Source organism: Pseudoalteromonas luteoviolacea H33-S, from assembly GCF_001625695.1.
Taxonomy (GTDB): domain Bacteria; phylum Pseudomonadota; class Gammaproteobacteria; order Enterobacterales; family Alteromonadaceae; genus Pseudoalteromonas; species Pseudoalteromonas luteoviolacea_B.
Genome location: NZ_AUXY01000098.1, coordinates 17,658 through 38,712, shown reverse-complemented (window position 1 = coordinate 38,712; position 21,055 = coordinate 17,658). Strand labels below are relative to the sequence as shown.

Sequence of the window (21,055 nt, the reverse complement as noted above, 5' to 3'; positions counted from 1 at the left end):
ATAAATGGGCTTCAAAATATGAAGCCTTTGTTCAAAAGAACAAGGATAAAAATGAACGCTCACTTGTCGCAGAAAAACTTACAAGAAATGCACGCATTAATTCGCACCGCTGTAGATGGGGATAAAGATGCGCTCGCTCAATTAATTGCCAGTATAAAAGATAAGGTATTTAATTTGGCACTTCGCATGCTGGTAGACCACCAACAGGCCGAGGACATTACCCAGGATATTTTAATAAAAATAATGACCAATTTAAGTTCATTTCGTTTTGAGAGTAAATTTGAAACCTGGGTATATCGCGTAGCCGCAAACTACCTCATGACAAGCAACAAAGCCAGACGTGCTGAATTGCACTTATCGTTCGAGACTTTTAAAACAGATTTGGAGTCAGATTTAGAACTTCCTAGCGAAGAATATACATCGAGGATGGATTATCAGGTTCTACTGAACGAACTTAGAATATCTTGCACTATGGCCATGTTATTATGCCTAAAGCCCAAAGCAAGGTTAGTATACATTTTGGGTGAGATCTTTGAGTTGGACCACGCACAATCTAGTGATATTTTAGCTTGCTCCCCTGCAACCTACCGTAAGCAGCTCCAGCGAGCCAGAACTGAAGTCGTCGAATTTACCCAGCAAAGCTGCGGCCTTGTTAATAAACAAGCCCTTTGTCACTGCAGCAAAAAATTACGTGGTACCTGTAAAAGAGGATGTGTAAACCCAAGTAACCTGCGTTTTACAAGCAACGAGCAAATCGATTTTATCGAGGTTGAAAAGCGCTTATCACATACAACAGACACTTTAAAAACACTGCTTTCTCAGCGCTCAATTCAAGCTTTCGAAAGCCCCGCATCTCTTAGCCATATCCTCAAACACACTCTAGAGCAAGCAAAGTCTTATTATCAACAATCTCTAAATTAACACTATGCGATTTAGTTTTGAACTAAATCGCTTAACTATCAAAGAGATTTCGTCCAGTTAAATTCGCTTTACATTTTTGTCTTGGTTAAAAATAGTGAGGTTTAGTGCTTTCACTAATTTATCTAATTTGGAGTGGTTATCTTGATTCAAAATTGTTTTGTATATCCACGTATAATAAGGGTTACTTTCAAGCAATGCTCTTGCTTCACGCTCACCAATTAATGATGCCATCGCTCGGTATTCTAAATAACATACGATTAAATGTGTCAGTGTGCCCCCTTCATCCCCGCTTCCCATCGGCCTTTTATATTCGACAACCGGAAACTCTCTTTTTATCGCACCGCGGAATTCATCAATGCTGCCTTTCCCATTTAAAACCACATGCCAGTGAAACTGCTCATGAAGAAATGTGGAAAGCACTCTTATATCACTTTCTAAATAAGGCCTTGCCGTATTCATTGTAAGTACTGGATGACTGTGAGGTACCCTTGCCTTTTCATTGACTAATACCTTACTTGTATAAAGCCACTTTTTAATATCATATTCATCAATGAGTTTATTTAAGGCGTTTTCTATTTTTATTTCTTTATCAGTTCCACTTGCCGTCTTTATTGAAATATTCGCATTGGATATAAATGGTAGAGTAAGTAAAAATGCAAACATCGTGTTCTTTATCATTGTAAATCCTGTATATTTTTTTATTTGCGCTAAAGAATACACACTTATTATAAACATAAGATGAATGATAATATAAAGAGGTTAGGATTGCGCATTTGCAATATGTATCAATACTCAATCCCTTATCCCACTATATGTTGTAAATGTTATTGACGCTTTTTCAGAACAAATGCGACAAGTAAAAATGCAACGCCCATTACCCCATTGGTATAAAAATCAAGAGATAAACCAGCTTCAAAGCTTTTAAGTAAGGCAACAATCAACATGAGTGCCCAGCAGCTGACAGGAACAAGTAATAAAAGTCCGATATTGCGAGTCGTGCGTTCAACTAAGAATGCAACCGAGTTAAAAGCAAACGATATCATCATGAACACCATAAATGCCCCAATCAAAACCGCAAACCCAGTTGATGGCCGACCAGTAATACCGTCTCCAAAAACCGATAAAACAAATATCCACATGGACGCAAGTACTAATGACGTCAGTGACATGATTGCAAAACATGCCCCGCTAATGGCAAGTTTACGAGCTTGGCTCACCGCCCTAGGATAAAGCTTTAAAACCCCCAATGTACAAGATCCCAATGCGATAATTGCAGGCACTGCAGCCCATAGCAAAGACATCTGATAACCTGAAAAATGCCTCATCCACAAGCAAACTGTATTAATTAACATGCAGCACCCTGCAATCAAAAACAATCTCGTATCCCAACGTGTTGTGCAATGCGCTGTGTTATGTGTGTTCATCATCTTTTCTCCCACTGGTATTTAGTTACTAATCATCACAATTGGCTATTTGCAATATGCTTGCTCCGTCATCACAGCCCGTGATTTGATGAGCTCAGTATGTGGGAAAAAATGGCCATAAGCGTCCTAATGGGCCCGTTCGTTCTTTTTATTACAAATATTTTCAGTAACTTATAGAGGAGAAAATTAACTAGATTAAAAACAACCGATTATCGATGTGCTCAAAGGGACGATATAAATTGAAAGAATGACTTACATTTCACAATGCATAAAACACTTTTAAGACTGAGAAATGCGCTGTCTAACTAACCAGCGCTCAACTAGGTCAACAGTCTTTGAAAGTGGCAATACCCCAGTCACTGTCAAATCACAGGTATGACAAACTTGTTCAACCACGTTTGCATAAATAGCGCTTAAATAGTTATCATAAGCACAAAGGTATTTTGATATGGCATTACGTGAATCAATATGCGGCGTATTGATATTTCTGGTGATCACACGAGACAAGCAAACTTCTAAAGGCACATCGAGCAAAATAACATAGTCAATGTACTTTGATATCTCAGCTCTACACCGACCAAAAGGCTCTTCTACAAAGATATAAGGCGCACTACATGACAGTGTAAGTTCTTCAAGTGCTTTGATAAAAGCGGGCGTTTTAATCTCGTTGAGATCGACACCCGCTTTTAACCACATCTTCATATCCTTTGGGTACGTGTGCGCATTTGTGTACTCATCAAAAAGTAAATATGGGCAATTAAGCTTATCTGAAACAGCTTTTATTAGGGATGTTTTACCACAGCCTGATGCTCCACTTATCGCAATAACCTGTGTTTTTAGCATTTAACACCCCATACCGCATATTAATGTTTGGCAAATAATTTACAGCGCCATGTAAGCCCAACCATGACTATTGCCAGCAAGTTAACTGTGATAGAAAAAGTATCAAAATTAAATGATACCCCGATGGCAGAAAATGGATTCAAGCCGATACTCGACTCTCCCCATTTGACTGTTGCTATTTGCAGTAAATTAAAAATTAATATCGGTTTTATCATTCGTAAAGGGGTATATTTCCAGCGATATAGAATGTATACATATAACCCCACTAAAAAGGCCATATAACCTGCTTTAATATAACCCGATACATTAATAAAGCTTTCACTCTCTGTTACGAATAAAATTAAGGTTACTAGGCTTAATAAGGCCGTTATCACAATCAATACAAAATTTGATTTGTAACTTTTTAATTTTTTGAGCCGGCCTTCAACTTCTAACTGCATGACTTACTTTGCCCTTTTTAACGTCTCTAGATCATAGCCAACGATGGCATCTAGGTGCTCAGTCACCTTTTCTACTGGCCAATTCCACCAAGCAATGTCTTGAAGCATATCGATTACATCTTGCTCAAAGCGCATTTTAATCACCTTGGCTGGATTTCCTCCAACAATACTGTATGGAGGCACGTCTTGGGTAACCACCGACTTGCTAGCAATAATGGCCCCATTACCGATTTTAACCCCCGGCATAATGGTAGATTCATACCCAATCCAGACATCATTGCCTATTTCTGTATCGCCTTTGAAAGGTAACTCACCATCCTTGGGCATGACTTTCTCCCAGCCATGACCAAAAATTTGAAAAGGATAAGTCGAAAAGCCTGACATTTTATGATTCGCGCCATTCATAATAAACTTCACGCCAGTGGCAATTGCACAATATTTGCCAATATTTAGTTTATCGCCAATAAAATCAAAGTGATATAAAACGTTCTTCTCAAAGTTTTCAGGCCCCTCAGGGTCATCGTAGTAAGTGAAATCGCCAACATTGATATTGTCTGATGTGATAAAGTTTTTTAAAAAGCCTACTTGCGGAAAGCCTGCTAGCGGATGTTTGTTATTTGGATTGGGTCCTGTCAAAAGTTCTTCCTTACTGTGTTTTTATAAATCAAACTGTAATTTTTCTGGTGGCACATGTTCAACCAACCAGACTTGATTTTGCGTTTTGTAAAATTTTACACCTTGCATACGCATTGCTTTGGCATCAATGCCCAGTAACATTGCTTTGCCGTAACGCTTACCGACTCTCATTGCCGTGTCTTTCGACTCTGTCAAATGCACATGATGCCTTTGACCTTTTGTCAAGCCGAGCTCTTTTATTGACTCAATAAATCGACTTGCTGTGCCATGAAATAAAATATCAGGAGGTATGGTGGCTTCCAATGCCAGATCAACATCAATGGAGTGCCCTTGATTAGCACGTATCATTTTGCCATCTTCGCTGATGGCAAAGCGCTGTTTATCATTAGCATCAACAATCGATTGAATAAGTTCTAGAGATAAAGCGTGTTCATGGGAGTTATTGATTAAATCATCTATTAAGGCCCAGCCTTGATTATTTAATTGAAGATTCGCTAGCTCCGGCTTATGTCGTAAAACTAGACTTAGGTATTTAGATATTTTTTTATTATTCATCAGTGCTTAATTTATCCTAAATACGAGGATAAATTAAGCACTATTTTATAAAATATTAATTTAAAATTCCCTCAGTAATGACTTAGCTGAAGATATCTAATCGTTGGCGGAGCCGACATAAACGATTTAAGCTGCTCTAAGACGCCATTGTTACCAATGAATTGCATGTATTTTTGATGATGAGAGACACTTTGCCAGTCTTCATCAATTACCATCACAGCGCTTTGCTCATCAAAACTGATGCTTACTCGCTCACACCCCAAAAAACCTCTTACAGTAGGTACATTGGCCAATAAAAATGCGTCTAAATCACCTGTTTTACCCTGTGTCAGGTTACACTCTATCATTACTTTTACAGACATACTCAGCTCCGATTTATGAAAGTGGTAGTGAGTATATCTATGACGAAATTATTAAATGCTGCTAATACAAAAAAATGCCGTTTTTCGGTCAAAACCAACTTTCTAGTTAAAACTTAATACCATCTTGCTTTGGCGTTTCACCAAACTGGCTTTTATACGCTTTAATAAAGTGAGAAATATTGGTGTATCCCACTTCTAATGCGATATCTGTGATGGATAAACTCCCTTGCTCAACCAATGTTTTTGCATACATCACCCGTTGCTTGATGAGCCATTGCTTAGGCGGCTCGTTAAACAACTGTTTAAAATCTCTTTGAAAGCCAGAAACACTGCGGCCAGATAGTTTCGCGATATCTGCAACTGAAAACTTTAACACTGCTTTATTCTCCAGTAACCTCTTGAGGTTTCTTCTCGCTGGTAGAGAATGATCGGCAATATTCAAAATCGAGACTAGCTCATCGCCCAGTACGTGTAGCAATAGGTGCAATAGCTCAGTGAGTTTAAGATTTAATATAGGCGTTATATCTATCCCCTCATCTACACACATGCTCAGCTGTTCAAAATAGCCACTGATCAAACTATGCTCCATGTGTACTGAAGGATTAATTTGCTTCTGCCCTTTTGGCATCATGAGCTGATTAGAAAATATAAACTGCTCGATAATGCTCCTATCAAAAAACACCAACCAAGCCTTTAAATTTTGCGCACTGTGTACAAAATCAGAGTGCAAGTTTTGCCCCTGACAGAGCAAAACTGACTGCCCACTACTAAGCTCAATAGCTTGATTATCCCAACAGGTGAGTGTCTCTGCGCCAGCCTCCACATAGACTAAGCAAAGCTGGTTAGTATAAAACTCGATATCAAGTAAGTTCTGCTCTAAGTCTTTGCTATAAATAGCCGAGCCGTTCAATGCAGCCAGCTTGCATACATCAGAAAGTGCCCCTAATGCCTGTGGGATCACCAATATATTCTGCTGACAATAGTTTGCCGTATTCATCCTTGCCGCCTTATAACCTTGAAAAATGACAAATAAGTTACATGCAGCTAATTTAGACTATTTTACTACGGTTAGTGAAGTACGATTTAAGAATTAAACGCACTTCCCAATAATTTAATTTGCTTGGCTTTTACATCAATCTGTAAATCACAACCCAGCGGTAAAATCACCTGAGGATCTGTATGTCCAAAGTCCAAATTGGTGACAATCGGCAAGCTATGGCACTCAAACTCTTCTCGAACAACAGACAAAATCACCTCATCCAACTGTGCTTTTTCATCTTCATTGTAATCCCGAGCACGACCGACCAATAACCCAGATAATTGTTCAAATACGCCCATCACACCATAATTGCGCAACCAGTATTTCACATAGTCAAGGGAAGGTTTCTCTTGGGAGGTCTCTAGAAATAACACTTTACCTTGCCAAAAATCAGCAGCAGGCCAAAACTGCGTACCTTTTAACATTTCGAGTACTTCAATACAGCCACCAAAGAGCAGCCCTGACACTTTGTCTGTATCAGCCAAATTACCACCAAAAAACCTTGGCCCAACATTCTTTTGTATCGGGTTTAGTTGACCAGCTGTTGAAGCGTCTGACCAATCTGGATACCCATCATAAAAATGCGAAAACGTTGGCAAGATTGCGTCCACAAGTTCACCATACAAAAACGCTTTAACGTACGCTCGATACTCGTCAGACAGATTGTGCAGCTGAGCAAATTCCGCCATAACGGACGGCCCATTAAATGTTACTAAGCCTAACTGATTCAAAAACACTGACACCGCAGAAAAGTCAGAGTAACCCATAAATAACTTGGGATTCGCTTGAATAATTTCAGGGTCTAAATACTTCAGTATACGCGCAGCGTCTTCTCCACCAATCAATGAAATTATGCCGTGTACATTTTCATCTGCAAAGGCGCGATTAATATCTTCCGCTCGGGCTTTTGGGTTCTCAAAAACATCTTTGGCGCTCATTTTAGTCGTCGGGTACTCAAGGATATTAAACCCCATTTCAGTGAGGTTTTTTATTCCCATTTGATAGATATGTGGAAAAACGCAAGACAGCCCAGCGGATGGTGCCAAGATGGCAATATTACTGCCTTTTTGTAACGGCTTTGGCTTAATCATTCACTTCCCTTTTAATCTGTAAACTTCAATATACTGTCTATCTTAATCAGTTGATAAGGTAAAGGGAACAGCGATTGCAACAGATGAAATGGTCAGTGTAACAGCACAGACTAATACTAAATAAAAGGAGATAAGATTATGGCTATAGATGAAATGTAAAAGCCCTAAACTGAGTTAGGGCTTTTTAATATTTAGCTTATTTATTCGCTGCGATGGCTGCACGCGCTTTGTGCAGCTTGGTATAGCTTTCAATCAGTTTAAGGTGCTTATCTAGACCTTCTAACTGCGTGTTTGTCTCTGTTAAGCCGTAAAACTTCACGTCACCATTGATTGAACCAATCACATTGTCCATGTTTTCTTGTCCAAACATGCGAGTCAGGTTATGGATATAGTCTTCAATTTCTAGCTCTTCATCTAGGGCGATTTCAAGCACTGTGTGCATCGCTTGATAGAAGAGTCCACGCTCAACTGTGTTATCGTTGTATTGAAGGAAAGACTCAACCAAGTCCATAGTTTCTTCTAAGTCACCTAGCGCCAAGTAAATCAGCAATTTTAGCTCTAGGATGGTTAGCTGACCCCAGACTGTATTTTCGTCAAACTCAATACCGATCAAGGTGATAATATCTGTATAGTTATCTAACTGGCTTTCTTCTAAACGATTCACCAGATCCGCCAACTCTTCATCAGACAGTCTGTGTAAGTTAAGAATATCTTCACGGTACTGCAGTGCTTTATTGGTGTTATCCCAAATAAGGTCTTCAGCTGGATATACTTCTGAATAGCCCGGTACAAGAATACGGCAAGCCACACCTAAATCTGTAAACTCAGCAATATATGCTTCTTTACCAAGATCTTTTAAGATACCAAATAGCTTGTCACACTCTTCTTCGTTTGTGCCTGAGAAATCCCACTCAACAAAGTCATAGTCTTTCTTCGCACTAAAGAAGCGCCATGAGATCACACCGGTTGAATCAATAAAGTGCTCAACAAAGTTTTCTGGCTCAGAGACTGCCATACTGTTAAAAGTTGGACGAGGTACATCGTTTAAGCCCTCGAAACTACGACCTTGCAGTAGCTCAGTTAAACTGCGCTCCAACGCGACTTCTAAACTTGGATGTGCACCAAATGATGCAAATACACCCCCTGTTTTTGGATTCATCAGCGTCACACACATCACTGGGAACTGACCCCCTAATGACGCATCTTTGACCACTACTGGGAAGCCTTGCGCTTCAAGCCCCTTGATACCGTCTACGATACCTGGGTATTTAGCAAGCACCTCTTCAGGTACATCTGGTAATACAATTTCTTGTTCTATAATTTGCTTTTTAACTGCACGCTCAAAGATTTCAGACAAACATTGTACCTTGGCTTCTGCCATGTTGTTGCCCGCACTCATGCCGTTACTTAAGAACATGTTTTCAATTAGGTTTGACGGGAAGTAAACCGTTTCACCATCAGAGTGACGCGTATATGGAATTGAGCAAATACCACGCTCAACATTACCAGAGTTTGTATCTATCAGGTTTGAGCCCTTCAATTCGCCCTCTGCGTCATACACATCGCGCGTGTATTCGTCCAAAATCTCGCTCGGTAATTCATCGTTTGGACCCGGCTTAAACCACTTTTCATTTGGATAGTGTACAAAGTCGCTGTTTGCGATTTCTTCACCGAAAAATTGGTCATTGTAGAAGAAGTTGCAGTTCAAACGCTCGATAAATTCACCCAGAGCAGAGCAAAGTGCGCTTTCTTTCGTCGCACCTTTACCGTTGGTGAAACACATTTGCGACGCCGCATCTCTGATATGCAGTGACCACACATTTGGCACGATGTTGCGCCATGACGCCACTTCAATCTTCATACCCAAATCAGACAAAATACCCGTCATATTGGCAATCGTTTGTTCTAATGGCAGATCTTTACCAAGAATGAATGTATTAGCATCTTGCTCAGGATTCACCATCAACATAGCTTGCGCATCATCGTCTAAGCTTTCAACATCTTCAATTTGAAAATCAGGGCCCGTTTGAATGACCTTTTTCACCGTACAACGGTCGATTGAACGTAGGATGCCCTTTCTATCTTTTTCAGAAATGCTCTCAGGAAGCTCAACTTGGATCTTAAAGATTTGGTTATAGCGGTTCTCTGGGTCAACAATGTTGTTTTGCGATACGCGAATGCCGTCTGTCGGGATGTCACGAGATACGCAGTAAACCTTCACGAAGTAAGCCGCACAAAGTGCTGATGAAGCTAAGAAATAATCGAATGGGCTCGGTGCAGAACCATCACCTTTATAACGGATCGGCTGATCGGCAATGACACTAAAATCGTCAAACTTAGCTTCAAGTCTAAGGTTGTCGAGAAAATTAACTTTAATTTCCATTGAATTCTTCCACAGTTTTGTGCAGCTGCTCGGAAACGCGCCCCAACAGCAATAAATTATCTTAACTGTGCAATTATCTTCTTTTTCGTGCCATTAGTCTTGGGTTAATTGCAAATATCAGTAAATAAAGTTGGCTTTTAACCCCGAACAGCAGAGTTGTGGGTGAAATTCATACTTTGACTCAACCAAGTACCCTAAAAGAGCACTTAAACCACCAAGTTAACTGAGGGCATATTAGACGCCCTGCTGCACCATCTCTTTTATTTTCAGTGCTTTTTCAAAATGATCTAATTGGTGCGTTTGGATCCACCATGTTGCCGCTTCCATCAATAGCTCGGGATCGCTATTTTTGTTCGCAAAGAATGCATAAAATGAGACTCCGACGCCCTCTCCTTTTTTCTCAATTTTCTGTTCACACACTTGAATGATTTTATCTCTAAGGCTTTGTCTCATAGTACTTTTATTATTTTAAATTTTTCGCCATGTTACTTGCATTGCGCCCATTTCTCAATCGCTGTCAGATAACCCTTTGCGGCTTTACACCTTTACAGGTACTTGAAATGAAAACGTTACCCCACCTGTGTCTGTCATTTCGATATCACGAATGATTTCAACCAAATGCCCCTTTTCATCCAATTGATAGCCTTGAGACTCGATGATATTAAATAACTGCTCCAGCGCAGCGCTGTATCCCGCATCTGACACCACATACACATCACAGCAAAAATAGTGCCCTTCAGCCACGGTTCGCGTATGCTCAGATGCAGAGGCTTGCCAATCGCCAATATGGGTTTCGATATCTTGCCAGCTCTTTTCTAATTGGTTGATTGGCGTCGTCGCCATGATCCGCGTCGACTTCTCACCAAAGGTATCAAAAATCGTATCCCAGTCGTTACTCACATGCGGCAAATACTTCATTCCCCTTTGCGGATACCACACCAGTTCACAAGGCAACTTGGCTGCAAGCTTGTTTTCAATCGTGCCCTGCTCAGCGGGGTGAGCAAGCTTGCCAATAATTTCAGCCGTTTGACGAGGGGTGCCACTGACGCCCAGCGCCCTCACTTGTTTTGCGGTTAATCCGATGGCTTTTTTAAGCGCTTTACCCAGTGACTGAGATGACGAAAACCCACACTCATGAGCAATATCAATAACCTTATAATCTTGCTCAGCAAAGAGGTAATGCACCACATACTGCAAGCGTAAACGGCTCAAATATTGCCCAGGCGTTTCATTAAATAGCTCAGTAAATTGACGGTGAAAATGAAAAGGCGAAATGGCACTTTGTGTCGCGATCTGCTCCCAACTTAACCCTGAGGATAAGTCTTCATGCATTAACGTCAAAGCAGTAGCAAAACGAGTTTGCACGTTTTCAGGCAAAGCGTCGAGCAACGCGTACTCAGGCACTAATACAAACGGCGTTGGTTTTTGATCAGACATAAGCGAGATAATTGTGACGAATGCCGCAACTATCTCGCGCTCTTCAAGGAAAAGCAAATCTCACCGTGTAAGCAATTGTAACTAGGTACCTTGCTGCAATAACCCAGTCACCCGAACTTTAGGCTGTGTGCGACAAAACAGCCCAAGCAATATGGGGATCAATACCAAGGTCACCAAGGTTGCAAACAACTCGCCAAAAATCAATGACACCGCCGCTGGTTTTAAGTATTGCGCCTGCTCCGCTTGTTCAAACAACAGTGGCAGCAAACCACACACCGTCGTCACTGTGGTAAGGAATATGGCTCGAAAACGGCTTAATCCAGCTTGAATTAAAGCCTCATTCAATGGTGTGCCAGTTCGGTATAAATAGTTAAAGCGGGTGATCAACACCAATGAGTCATTAATCACTATACCCGTCATCGCCATCATGCCAAACATCGACAATAAACTAATTGGCAGGTCCATAATGTAATGCCCAAAAATAGCCCCAGCAAAACCAAATGGGATCACCGCCATAATGATCAAAGGCTGCCAATAAGATTTAAGCGGAATTGCCAATAAAATATAAATGAGGATCACTGTCATCCACATGGCGGATTTAAACCCTTTAGATACCTCTGATATCTCCTCGAACTCTCCACCTGCTTTTATTTTTACACTTGGATACGCTTGCTCCAGATGACTTATCTCTGATTGTAAATTTGACATCACCTCTTCTGGCGATTGGATATGCCTGTTTTGCTTCCAATATACATTGACGACTTCCGCGCCCTCTCGTCGATAAATCGTCTCTGGCACCTGCTCAAAACTCAGCGTGGCGATATCTGCCAATCGCACGCTATGGCCTGACTCTAGAGTCAATATGCTGTGCTTTAACTGCTCGATACTTTGCCGCTCTTGCTGTGCATACCGCACTATGACCTTGGTCTCTTGTCCTTGATCTAGCAATCGGTGTATTTCTCTATGCCCAAATGCATCTCCGGTAAATTGGGCGATGTGTTGCTGAGTAAGCCCTAATTGCTGACCATAATCATTTAACTTGATACGTACTTGCCACTGCCCGCCACTGGCGTCGTCATAAATATCTGATACGCCCGACTGCAAAGCCAATGCATCTGATAACAGTGCACTCACTTGCTGAGCTTGCGCTTTTTCAGGCGCAATAATCGATACAAATGTCCCACCTGCAGGTGCTTCAAATGCCGAAAATTGCACTGAATCGGCCCCCTCGATGGCACCAGTTTGCAAACGCCAGCTATCGGTTAATTCATGACTGGGGACTGCACTGAGTGCTTCATTTGAAAGCTCCAAAGTAATTTCAATATCGCCATAACCATCAGACCAAGCCAATGCATTCACAAATGGCGTCTGCTCGAGTCTGTGCTCTGCTTGAATGACATCTGATATTTGCGTCGCAGCGCGCTCCAATTGGTTTAACGCGTTCGCTTGCAGTGGTAAAGGCGCGCCATCTTGCAATGACACCTTAGCGGTAATGTAACGCCCAGGGATCTCAGGAAAAACCGCGCTTCGGATCGTCCCTGTGGACCACATGCCATAGGCTAATATAATAAACGCACAGAAGAACAATAAACTGGCTATTTTATATTTCATTGCAAAGCTAAGAGCTGGTTGGTAAGCCTTGCTTTTTAAGGTAAGTAAAAAGCTCTGAGCTTGCATTTGCACCCAACTAACCAACGACCCGTTTTTGGATTGACGCGTGGTCGAAGTGCTCAGGTGAGCAGGTAAAATAAACTTGCTCTCTATCAGTGAAAACAGCAAAGCGAGGATAACCACCACTGAAAAGCCTGCTAGTAGCTTTGCCAAATCATTATTTATCCAAAGCATAGGAGAAAATGCAGCGATGGTTGTCAAAGCGCCAAATATGGTCGCCACCGACACTGATTGTACGCCTTTAAATGCAGCAAGTTGACTGTTTTTGTGTACTCCCCGCTTTTCGTGAATGGCTTCTCCGACAACCACCGCATCATCGACTAAAATACCCAAGACTAAAATAAAGCCAAATAAGGTAATATCATTAATACTGTGATCGGTCAGCTGCAATGCCCCCAAAGTACCAAACAGCGCGACTGGAATACCCGCAGATACCCAAAATGCCAATTTTAAGTCTAAAAAAATACCAAGTAATACAATCACAATGAGCAGCCCTTGCCATGCGTTGTGACCTAATCTAAATAATTGATCTTCTATGTATGGAGCCATATCAGCCATGGTACTTAGCTGCACATCAGCTGGTAGGTGCTTACGCATTTGTTCGAGCGTGTCATTGACCGCTTTGCTCACATGCAACAAGTTATCTGACTGACTGGTACTGACCAGCAGCGCAATGGCGTTTTCTCCGTTATTACGCACAATAGAACTGGTTTGGGCAAAGTCGCGATATACCTGCGCGATATCAGACAATTTAACCGTACCCTGCGCATTCGCCACAATGGGGATATTTTTTAGTAGTTCAGTGCTATCGGCATAACCATCACCACGCAGCAGTAAGCGACCACTTTGGCTTTCAAGTTCTCCAGTTCTGGTTTCTAAAGAAGCCTGCTCTATCGCCACCGCCACGCTTTCCAGTGACAAGCCAAGCTGAGCTAGTTTTATTGGATCTGGTTCAATCACCAGTTGCGGACTGCGACTGCCCCAGTTATCAACAGATGAAATATCTGAATGTTTTTTCAATGCCACTTCGATTTGCCTGGCAATTGGCTGTAAATCCGCATTAGCTCTGGGCGCAGAGACAATCACAAACGCCGCTAAATTAGTAAACTCGTCTTTACTGACTATCGGTCTTTCTGCCAGTGTCGGAAACCCCACAATGGCATTGACCCGATTACGCACTTCACTCAATAACTGTTCGATATCCGTATCAGGTGTTTTACGAATGCTTACCGTTGAGCTCCCTGCACTGGACTCACTCACCACTTGTTTCACACCGGCTATACCGCTAATCGCCTCTTCAACGCGCTGAGTGATCCCCGCATCAATTTGCTCGGCACTGCCACCTGGGTACGACACAGACACTGAAATCGTCGACGCTGGGATTTGCGGAAAAGACTCAACCCGCAGTTGCCCAAGTGCTAAAATGCCACTGGCAATAATGGCAAACATCAACAAGTTTGCCGCAACCGTATTATCAATAAACCATTTAGTGAGCCAGTTCATCAGACACCTCCCCCGCACCTGTGCTGTCTGCTAATTGCATACCCTGTGATATCGGCTCAACATGTGTGCCAGCTATCATGCTCAGTAAAGGATAAACAACCACTTGCTTGGGATTCTCACTGCTTTTTTCGAAGCGAATATGCACAGCACCTGAGCTTTTAGAAAGCACCTCAATGGCTTCTTTTTGTAATGTATTATCAATACCTAGCGTCCAAACATATCCGTCTCTCGTCACCGCGCTTTGCGGCACTTGATAAGATAAAACAGGCTCTGAAAATGCCATGCTCACCTGCACTGGTTGATTTGGTAAAAGCGCAGTAGGCTGTTCATAAGGATTAGCAACTTGCAGAACGACTTGGCGCTGCCGAGTGGTTACGTCCAAATTGGGCGCAATATACCTGAGCGAGGCCGGCCAGCGTTTATTAGTACGATCTGTGACATGCATTGTTATTTTTTTATCTTTAAGCTTGCCTTGTAGTGTTTGCCAAACAGGCTCAGACACCGGCACAATCACATCTATGCTGTCGCTTGCTGCCACTTCAAACAAAGCCTCTCCTGCACTTAACCAATCATTTGGACTTACAAGCCTTGATAAAATAACGGCATCAAATGGCGCACTCACTTTTGCTTCATGCACTCGCTTTTCAGTACTTTTAAGTGCTTGCTCTGCTTGTATTAAATCTGATTTTGCAGCTGCGACTTGTTGCTCTCTTTTGGCGAATGGACTTTGATTATTCGGCGACAGCATACTCAATGCAACCGACTGCTCATGCAGCTGACGCTCTAATTCAAGTTTGGCATGCTCAACACGGCTTTTTGCCTCTGCCAGTTCAGACTTTAGATGCGTCATATCCAATTTGGCTAACAGCGTCTGCGCTTTAATTAAGTTACCTGGTTCCAAGTGCGTATCTAGCCAAGCTAGCTGGCCGTCACTGGTTACTTTCAATTGCGTCAAAAAACGCGCCCTTGTATTGCCTATGAGCGTCACTTCAGGATGATGTGCCTTTGCCACAACGGTCACTGTTGAGACTGGTTGTTTCGCTGGTTCTTTGACAACGGTAGACTTTGCTTCAACAGTCAATTCATCAACAATCACCAGTGCGACAAATATCGAAAATAGCCCTGCCGATATCGCCATTATTTTTTTATACTTCATAGCTTGCTTCCTTATCATTGAGTGCCAATTCGTTTCGATTTAAGCGCTGTGTAATTTCATCTAAGCGGGACAATACCTGCAGTGTTACGGGCAACATGATTGCTGTATCAACAAATTCCAACGAATAAGTAAGAATCGAAAATACGTCGCCTGTGGAAGGGTTTGGCAACATATTCACCAGCCATAAATTGCCAAGTACTGATACAAACAACAGTGAAAATATCAAGCCATATACCAGTGCCTCGGTATCAGAGAGTTCAATTTCATGCTTTTTGAGTTTTTCTAGGTGGGCGCTTAAAGCTGCAAAAGGCTTGTGACTTAAGATATGCACCTGCTGCTCTGTTTGGTCGTTCAACTTGCCGTTGAGACGTTTAAAAGTACCATGGCAAAATCCGTACACCATCAACATCACACAGCTGGCCGCTAATACACTCAAGGCAAAGTAGCTGTGAAATGTCGCGAGTATGATCACAATTGAAACCAGTTGGATCCCCGCAGTCATCAATGCGGGTAAATCATTTTCTAAAAAATCCACCAGCTCTCTGGACATCAAAAGGCGTGCATTTTTGGCAGAGATATCAGCGCCACGTAAATTATGCGCAACCGTCTCGGCCAACTTAACGCGAATGCCCCCATATACCCGTGTGTCGTAAAATCGGCGTATCACGCTCACGACCACCAAACCAAATAAACAAGCGGCAAAGACCACTAACGGCTGAAAGTCTTTTGACAGCACACCATCAATGGCATACCCAATTAATAAAGGAAGTAAAATAAGCAGGATATTTTCTGCTATCACCATTAACCAAGTTATCGCCACCTTTATTGGGCTTAACCTGACGACTGAATACAGTGATATAGAATTTTGATTGGACATAACGCGCTCCTAAGTACTACTAACGCGCAGTATGACCAATTAGAGGAAGTAAAAAGTGTCCTCACTTGCTGTTTTTAAATCTCACAACAAGAAAAGCTGTCTTTAAATAAGAGTGCGGGATATCAGGCGCGCTCATAATTTAAGCGCGCCGATTATTAATAAATTTATCTTTATACTAAGACAAACCTGCTAGACCTTTTTTGCAGCAGCCGTTTCAACGAGGTTAAATGATGCGCCTTGCTCTCCGTACACATAGACTTGGCAACCTTGCCAACTTTTAGGAATATTCCACTGTAAGCCTGTTTTGACCTCATAAGTTGAAAACTGGTTATCACATCTCACTTCTAGAGTGTTCAAATTGCCTTGAATATCAGAAATAGAGAATGCATTTCTAACGAGTTTATGAACCCATAAGGACTTTTCAACTTGCCCTTTAACCCAGATGTGTTTGCTTTCATCAGCAATAAATTCCTTTAATTTGTCGATGTAAGGGGCAAGTTGGCTCGTTGCTTTTTCTGCCTTTTTCGATTTAGATAAAAGCGCGTATGTCTCCAACGCATTTTCAAATCTGTTTTGTTCAATATTTAATAAAGTAGCACGTGCTAACAAGGCATTATAAATTTGTTCTTTTACAACTCCTTCACCAAACAACATTACCTGCTCAATCGCTTGCAACTCCTTTAGTTTGTTTGCTTTTACGTTGTAAAACCTTGCTTTAGCAACCCAAAAATAACTATCCTCTGTCAGGTTTTGTAGCCCTTTCGATTCCATTTCTTGTAAAAGTGCAGGGACATCATCTAGTTCATTTGCATCAATTTTTGCAACAACGGCCTTGTAACGACGCAAAAACTGACGAGTGACTGTACGGTTTACACCGGCCAAATGAAAGTTCATGTGCACTTGGTTTTGACATTGCTTAACCGGCTTATTGTTTTGCAGTGCAGGCTCAAATGTCCATTTTTCAACAGCTCTAAGGGCTGCACGTTCAAATATGCCATATCCTGACGACTTTTCTACAACGGCGGACTCCACTTCCCCCTTTTCGTTAACAACATAACTCAGCTGTACCCATCCCTCACGTCCCTGGTTTGCAGCACGCGTTGGAAAATAAGGAGGCGCCTTTTCAACCGGCACAGCATTTATAATAGTTCCTTTTAACACGTCGTTAGTCTCATCAATAGATTGCTCCCCCGCTTGAGATGAAGCAACTGATAACAACATTGCAGAAATTAAATTCATATTCTTCCTTATTGATTAAAACAAAGCCACGGCTAAGTACAGGAGACTTATCAGGTAAATGTTGTAAAAAGTATCTAATAAGTGTCGTTACATCTCAAGATTTCAACATGTGGCTACAAGCACTTTTATTTTCTCATAATGCAACAATAGAAATAAACACAACATGAACCTTTTTTAGGTAAGTCGACTTTTTAAAAGGAGTAATAACAAGCCATGACACAGGTAAGCAACTGAGAAATTTAAAGTAATTAATCTAAAAAACATGATAAATTTTCATTAGAGTTATTTAGGTTTTACACATATGCTCAGACTTACTTTATGTACATAGGTGTACAAAAAGTAAAAACACCCTCAACAAGTTTGGATAAGATAAAAGGAAGCATTATGAAACTAACACTTGATAAAAAACGCATTAAAGACCTGAGTAAAAACACACAAGAATTACCTAACGCGCAAACTCCGGATGTTGCAGGTGGCTGTAATACAGGCAGGACTAATTGCTTTGGCAATACATTAGCGTGTTGCTCGCAAGGTACTTGTTACAGCCGTTATTGCCAATAATCGTCTAGAAAGCTGCTAAAGCCACTGCGTTATCGTGGCTTTTTTATCATGTATTTAGGAGTTAATAGACCCCATAAAACGCTAAGCAGCCAACAGGCAAAAGAAGTGTCCACTGCGGCAATTTCAACATAGCTTGAAATTTAAAGAAATAACCCCCAACTGTGATAAATATAATGGAGAAACCAATATATAAGGATGCCACGACTTGAACAAATAGCTGCAAATCAGGCTGCATTTGCCAACCTGCAAAAATTAAAAATGCAGCACTTACAAGTAGTAATAAAGATATCATATGCCAACAAGCCAATAAGGTCGCTTTTACGACTTTGTCTAACTTGGATTTTAAAAATGGCCTGATCGGATCTAACTGCCCAGCAATAATATGTATCATCGCTGTCAATAACGCCAATATACCTGCTGCAAAAACCCAATAATTCATACACATTCCCTGCTTTAAAAGAGTGTAATTAGTACTCACTCTAAATATCAAAACGAGTTAAAAAACCAACTTTAGTGCTTTTAGTAATAAAAAGTAAATACTGTCTATAAATTAATTAGCTTACGATTAAATATGCAAATAAAAAAAGAGCCATAAGGCTCTTATAAACAAAAGTGCTCACTCACTAAAATGAAGAGCTTAAGCTTTACAATACACCTTTGCATCACGCGGTGTATAAAGACCAAATGAGATCATACTCGCTAGGCCATTTAAAAACGTATGTTGAGCTTCCACTTTAATCACATTTTCAGCGCCATTACATACAGCAGCAGCATCGATGACTTGCTCTTGCCCTAAACCACTGATGAAGAACGTTTGTGTCTCTTGAACCGTTGGCTTAGTACTTGTAGAACCATTTACATTAAATGTTTGAGCTGCACAGCCCGATAAAAGTGACGCTGCAAAAATAGCGCCCATAACTTTAGTTTTCATATTAATCCCAAGTGTAATATTGCTAAGTACTGAATCAAATAAGCTTTCAACCAATGACTAAGTATTCGTGCTAACTTGAAACAGGGCGCGCACAGTAACATTAATTAATCTGGAAATTTGTAAGAAACTGTATTTTTGAATAAATTAGTTTAAAATACACATTATTGCTCACATATCAAGCAAAACCACATGACTTAATACAAACAGATAACATAGATAAATGGAGTGATACGATAGAGTGGATTATATATATCAAGCAAAAACTCAATAGGTATGAAATCAATAATGCGATTGATAGTTTGTTAATCAGCAACTTCAAAACACAGTAACCTACTCACTGTGACATCTCTTCATAACGAAAATAAATACTGCTTGCTAACTGTTCTATTGTGGCTAAATCTTCAATTTGATTATCGTATTCAATCAGCGACAAACCACCATTACAGGCCCCCCATATTGCGCCCGCCATTGCTGCAATTGTGTCGGCATCCCCCCCTAAATCACAAATCGCTTGCAGCATTTCAGAAAATGCCAAGCGCCTATACATAAACGCAAAATAAAGAGCGGTAACGCAAGACTCGCTTGCCAGTATACCATTACCAAGTTCGGCCTTTATCACTTGGACTGGCTGTGCTTTGCCACTGACAACAAACTCAAGGCATTTACTGAGCTTAAGCTTATAAATCGGCGTTACGGCACTGGCACATAGGGTCTGCAAAATGCCAACATTTTCTACACCTATCAATGCTAAGCGTGTTGCGTGTGCAATAAGCTGTGCCCCCTCTATGGCTTGAGGGTGAGCATGGGTGATCTCCGCGCTCTTAGATACATAACCCACAAGTCCGTCATCACAACTTAAACTACACAAAGCGACTATTGGCGCTCGCATTGCAGCACCATTACCCATAGAGCCTTCAGCAAACTTTTTCCGATTTAGCTTCTCCCAAGACTCGCCATTTTTAATACCTTTGAGCAAGTTAGCTGCACTGGGCCCATATCCGCGAGACCACTTATAACTACTCGCAAAAGTTTGCGCCAAATGTGTTTGATCAAGGTGTTTGCATGTTAAAAAAGACTGGGCAATATCTATAGACATTTGCGTATCGTCTGTATACCTTCTTTGTCCTGTTTTTGTTCTACCTAAAAAGCGCCAAAGCAGACGCTCAATTGGCCCACCTTCATAGGAAGCCGCCAAAGCATCACCAATAGCAAGGCCCTTAAAACAACCTACAAACTGGCTTTTTTCTATCATGTATGGGCTCCAAAGGTTTTCATAACAGGCTAGACAATTAAAATTAATACCTAATTTTAGCTGAATACTGAATGAAAGCACTTTAAAACCTCTCGATCCTTCAATGACTTAAATACCCAACACCCACCCAAATGTAAATTTAATATTAATGGATGTATTTTAAATGTTATTATCGTTTTGGGTATTACCCCTAATTAGATAAATACAAGGAATGAAGATGAACATAAAAACCAAAAAAGTTGCTTTATTACTAAGCGCCCTGTTAGCCACAACCAGCTTATCGACTCTCGCTGCTGACAAAACATTATATCGAGCCTACAAACATGGAAATCACTTCTATACAACCAATGTGACAGACATGCTTAACGCGACACACTCTGGCGGATTTACTTATGAGGGTATTGCTGTGGTTTTAGTCAGCTATGATGACAACGATGCTGATAAAGCATTTTATCGTATGCACAACCCCGATGCAGGCCCTGGGGGCAATCACTTTTATACATCGGATCTCAATGAAGCATTAAATATTAAGTCGTTAGGCTATGAATATGAAAGTACTGAGGGCTATACCACTCGATCTCAAGCCAAAACTATCTATCGCGGCTATCACAGCGAACTCATTAATCACTTTTATACTACCAGTGTAACTGAGATGCTAAATGCAACACACTCCGGTGGGTATACCTATCAAAAAGAGGAAGGCTACGGTAAATAACCCCATTCAGGTATCAGCT

Annotated in this window: 22 protein-coding genes; 3 read left to right on the top strand and 19 right to left on the bottom strand. The window is 41.2% G+C overall.

Going from position 1 to position 21,055, the window contains the following annotated elements:
• The first annotated feature begins 51 nt into the window (after positions 1 to 51).
• Positions 52 to 921 carry an RNA polymerase sigma factor gene (locus N477_RS19515; RefSeq protein WP_063363031.1) on the top strand — a complete coding sequence of 290 codons (870 nt, stop codon included), beginning with the start codon at positions 52 to 54 and terminating at the stop codon, positions 919 to 921.
• A gap of 57 nt (positions 922 to 978) precedes the next feature.
• Here the strand turns inward: N477_RS19515 and N477_RS19510 are convergent, their stop codons facing one another.
• From N477_RS19510 to N477_RS19435, 16 genes are all read right to left on the bottom strand, one after another.
• A complete protein-coding gene (locus N477_RS19510; protein ID WP_063363030.1) occupies positions 979 to 1,584 on the bottom strand; it encodes a hypothetical protein in 606 nt (201 codons plus the stop codon).
• Between the two features lie 161 nt (positions 1,585 to 1,745).
• The gene (locus N477_RS19505; RefSeq protein WP_063363029.1) at positions 1,746 to 2,348 is read right to left on the bottom strand and encodes a hypothetical protein; all 603 of its coding nucleotides are present in this window, start codon (positions 2,346 to 2,348) and stop codon (positions 1,746 to 1,748) included.
• 276 nt (positions 2,349 to 2,624) lie between these two features.
• Entirely contained in the window at positions 2,625 to 3,188 is a 564-nt protein-coding gene (locus N477_RS19500) for an AAA family ATPase (protein WP_063363028.1), read from the bottom strand.
• A 20-nt stretch (positions 3,189 to 3,208) separates the two neighbouring features.
• Entirely contained in the window at positions 3,209 to 3,628 is a 420-nt protein-coding gene (locus tag N477_RS19495; protein WP_063363027.1) for a hypothetical protein, read from the bottom strand.
• Positions 3,629 to 3,631: 3 nt separating this feature from the next.
• Entirely contained in the window at positions 3,632 to 4,264 is a 633-nt protein-coding gene (locus N477_RS19490; protein WP_063363026.1) for a Vat family streptogramin A O-acetyltransferase, read from the bottom strand.
• Positions 4,265 to 4,285: 21 nt separating this feature from the next.
• On the bottom strand, positions 4,286 to 4,819 hold the full coding sequence (locus N477_RS19485) for an RNA 2'-phosphotransferase (RefSeq protein WP_063363025.1): 534 nt from the start codon (positions 4,817 to 4,819) through the stop codon (positions 4,286 to 4,288).
• Between the two features lie 71 nt (positions 4,820 to 4,890).
• Complete coding sequence (locus N477_RS19480; RefSeq protein WP_063363024.1) at positions 4,891 to 5,181, bottom strand: hypothetical protein; 291 nt, start codon at positions 5,179 to 5,181, stop codon at positions 4,891 to 4,893.
• Positions 5,182 to 5,287: 106 nt separating this feature from the next.
• Entirely contained in the window at positions 5,288 to 6,178 is an 891-nt protein-coding gene (locus tag N477_RS19475) for a helix-turn-helix domain-containing protein (RefSeq protein WP_063363023.1), read from the bottom strand.
• Between the two features lie 86 nt (positions 6,179 to 6,264).
• Positions 6,265 to 7,311 carry a S66 family peptidase gene (locus N477_RS19470; protein WP_063363022.1) on the bottom strand — a complete coding sequence of 349 codons (1,047 nt, stop codon included), beginning with the start codon at positions 7,309 to 7,311 and terminating at the stop codon, positions 6,265 to 6,267.
• A gap of 196 nt (positions 7,312 to 7,507) precedes the next feature.
• Entirely contained in the window at positions 7,508 to 9,694 is a 2,187-nt protein-coding gene (locus N477_RS19465; protein WP_063363021.1) for an OsmC domain/YcaO domain-containing protein, read from the bottom strand.
• A gap of 234 nt (positions 9,695 to 9,928) precedes the next feature.
• Complete coding sequence (locus N477_RS19460) at positions 9,929 to 10,147, bottom strand: DUF6500 family protein (RefSeq protein ID WP_039609151.1); 219 nt, start codon at positions 10,145 to 10,147, stop codon at positions 9,929 to 9,931.
• Positions 10,148 to 10,231: 84 nt separating this feature from the next.
• A complete protein-coding gene (locus N477_RS19455; RefSeq protein WP_063363138.1) occupies positions 10,232 to 11,131 on the bottom strand; it encodes a helix-turn-helix transcriptional regulator in 900 nt (299 codons plus the stop codon).
• Between the two features lie 81 nt (positions 11,132 to 11,212).
• A complete protein-coding gene (locus tag N477_RS19450; protein WP_063363020.1) occupies positions 11,213 to 14,305 on the bottom strand; it encodes an efflux RND transporter permease subunit in 3,093 nt (1,030 codons plus the stop codon).
• On the bottom strand, positions 14,289 to 15,461 hold the full coding sequence (locus N477_RS19445; protein WP_063363019.1) for an efflux RND transporter periplasmic adaptor subunit: 1,173 nt from the start codon (positions 15,459 to 15,461) through the stop codon (positions 14,289 to 14,291). Before N477_RS19445 ends, N477_RS19450 begins: the two co-directional genes overlap by 17 nt.
• A complete protein-coding gene (locus N477_RS19440; protein ID WP_063363018.1) occupies positions 15,451 to 16,338 on the bottom strand; it encodes an ABC transporter six-transmembrane domain-containing protein in 888 nt (295 codons plus the stop codon). Before N477_RS19440 ends, N477_RS19445 begins: the two co-directional genes overlap by 11 nt.
• A 189-nt stretch (positions 16,339 to 16,527) precedes the next feature.
• Complete coding sequence (locus tag N477_RS19435; protein ID WP_063363017.1) at positions 16,528 to 17,577, bottom strand: energy transducer TonB; 1,050 nt, start codon at positions 17,575 to 17,577, stop codon at positions 16,528 to 16,530.
• A gap of 384 nt (positions 17,578 to 17,961) precedes the next feature.
• On the opposite strand from N477_RS19435, the gene N477_RS26150 reads away from it, so the two are divergent.
• Complete coding sequence (locus N477_RS26150; RefSeq protein ID WP_155731964.1) at positions 17,962 to 18,138, top strand: hypothetical protein; 177 nt, start codon at positions 17,962 to 17,964, stop codon at positions 18,136 to 18,138.
• Between the two features lie 61 nt (positions 18,139 to 18,199).
• Here N477_RS26150 and N477_RS19430 read toward each other — a convergent pair whose 3' ends face one another.
• The 3 genes from N477_RS19430 to N477_RS19420 all read right to left on the bottom strand — a co-directional run bounded on the left by N477_RS19430 (position 18,200) and on the right by N477_RS19420 (position 20,321).
• Positions 18,200 to 18,577, bottom strand: a complete 378-nt coding sequence (locus N477_RS19430) for a hypothetical protein (protein ID WP_063363016.1) — start codon at positions 18,575 to 18,577, stop codon at positions 18,200 to 18,202.
• A 198-nt stretch (positions 18,578 to 18,775) separates the two neighbouring features.
• The gene (locus N477_RS19425) at positions 18,776 to 19,069 is read right to left on the bottom strand and encodes a Bor family protein (protein WP_063363015.1); all 294 of its coding nucleotides are present in this window, start codon (positions 19,067 to 19,069) and stop codon (positions 18,776 to 18,778) included.
• A 334-nt stretch (positions 19,070 to 19,403) separates the two neighbouring features.
• Positions 19,404 to 20,321 carry an ADP-ribosylglycohydrolase family protein gene (locus N477_RS19420; RefSeq protein WP_063363014.1) on the bottom strand — a complete coding sequence of 306 codons (918 nt, stop codon included), beginning with the start codon at positions 20,319 to 20,321 and terminating at the stop codon, positions 19,404 to 19,406.
• Between the two features lie 217 nt (positions 20,322 to 20,538).
• On the opposite strand from N477_RS19420, the gene N477_RS19415 reads away from it, so the two are divergent.
• On the top strand, positions 20,539 to 21,036 hold the full coding sequence (locus N477_RS19415) for a hypothetical protein (protein ID WP_063363013.1): 498 nt from the start codon (positions 20,539 to 20,541) through the stop codon (positions 21,034 to 21,036).
• The last annotated feature ends 19 nt before the right edge of the window (positions 21,037 to 21,055 follow it).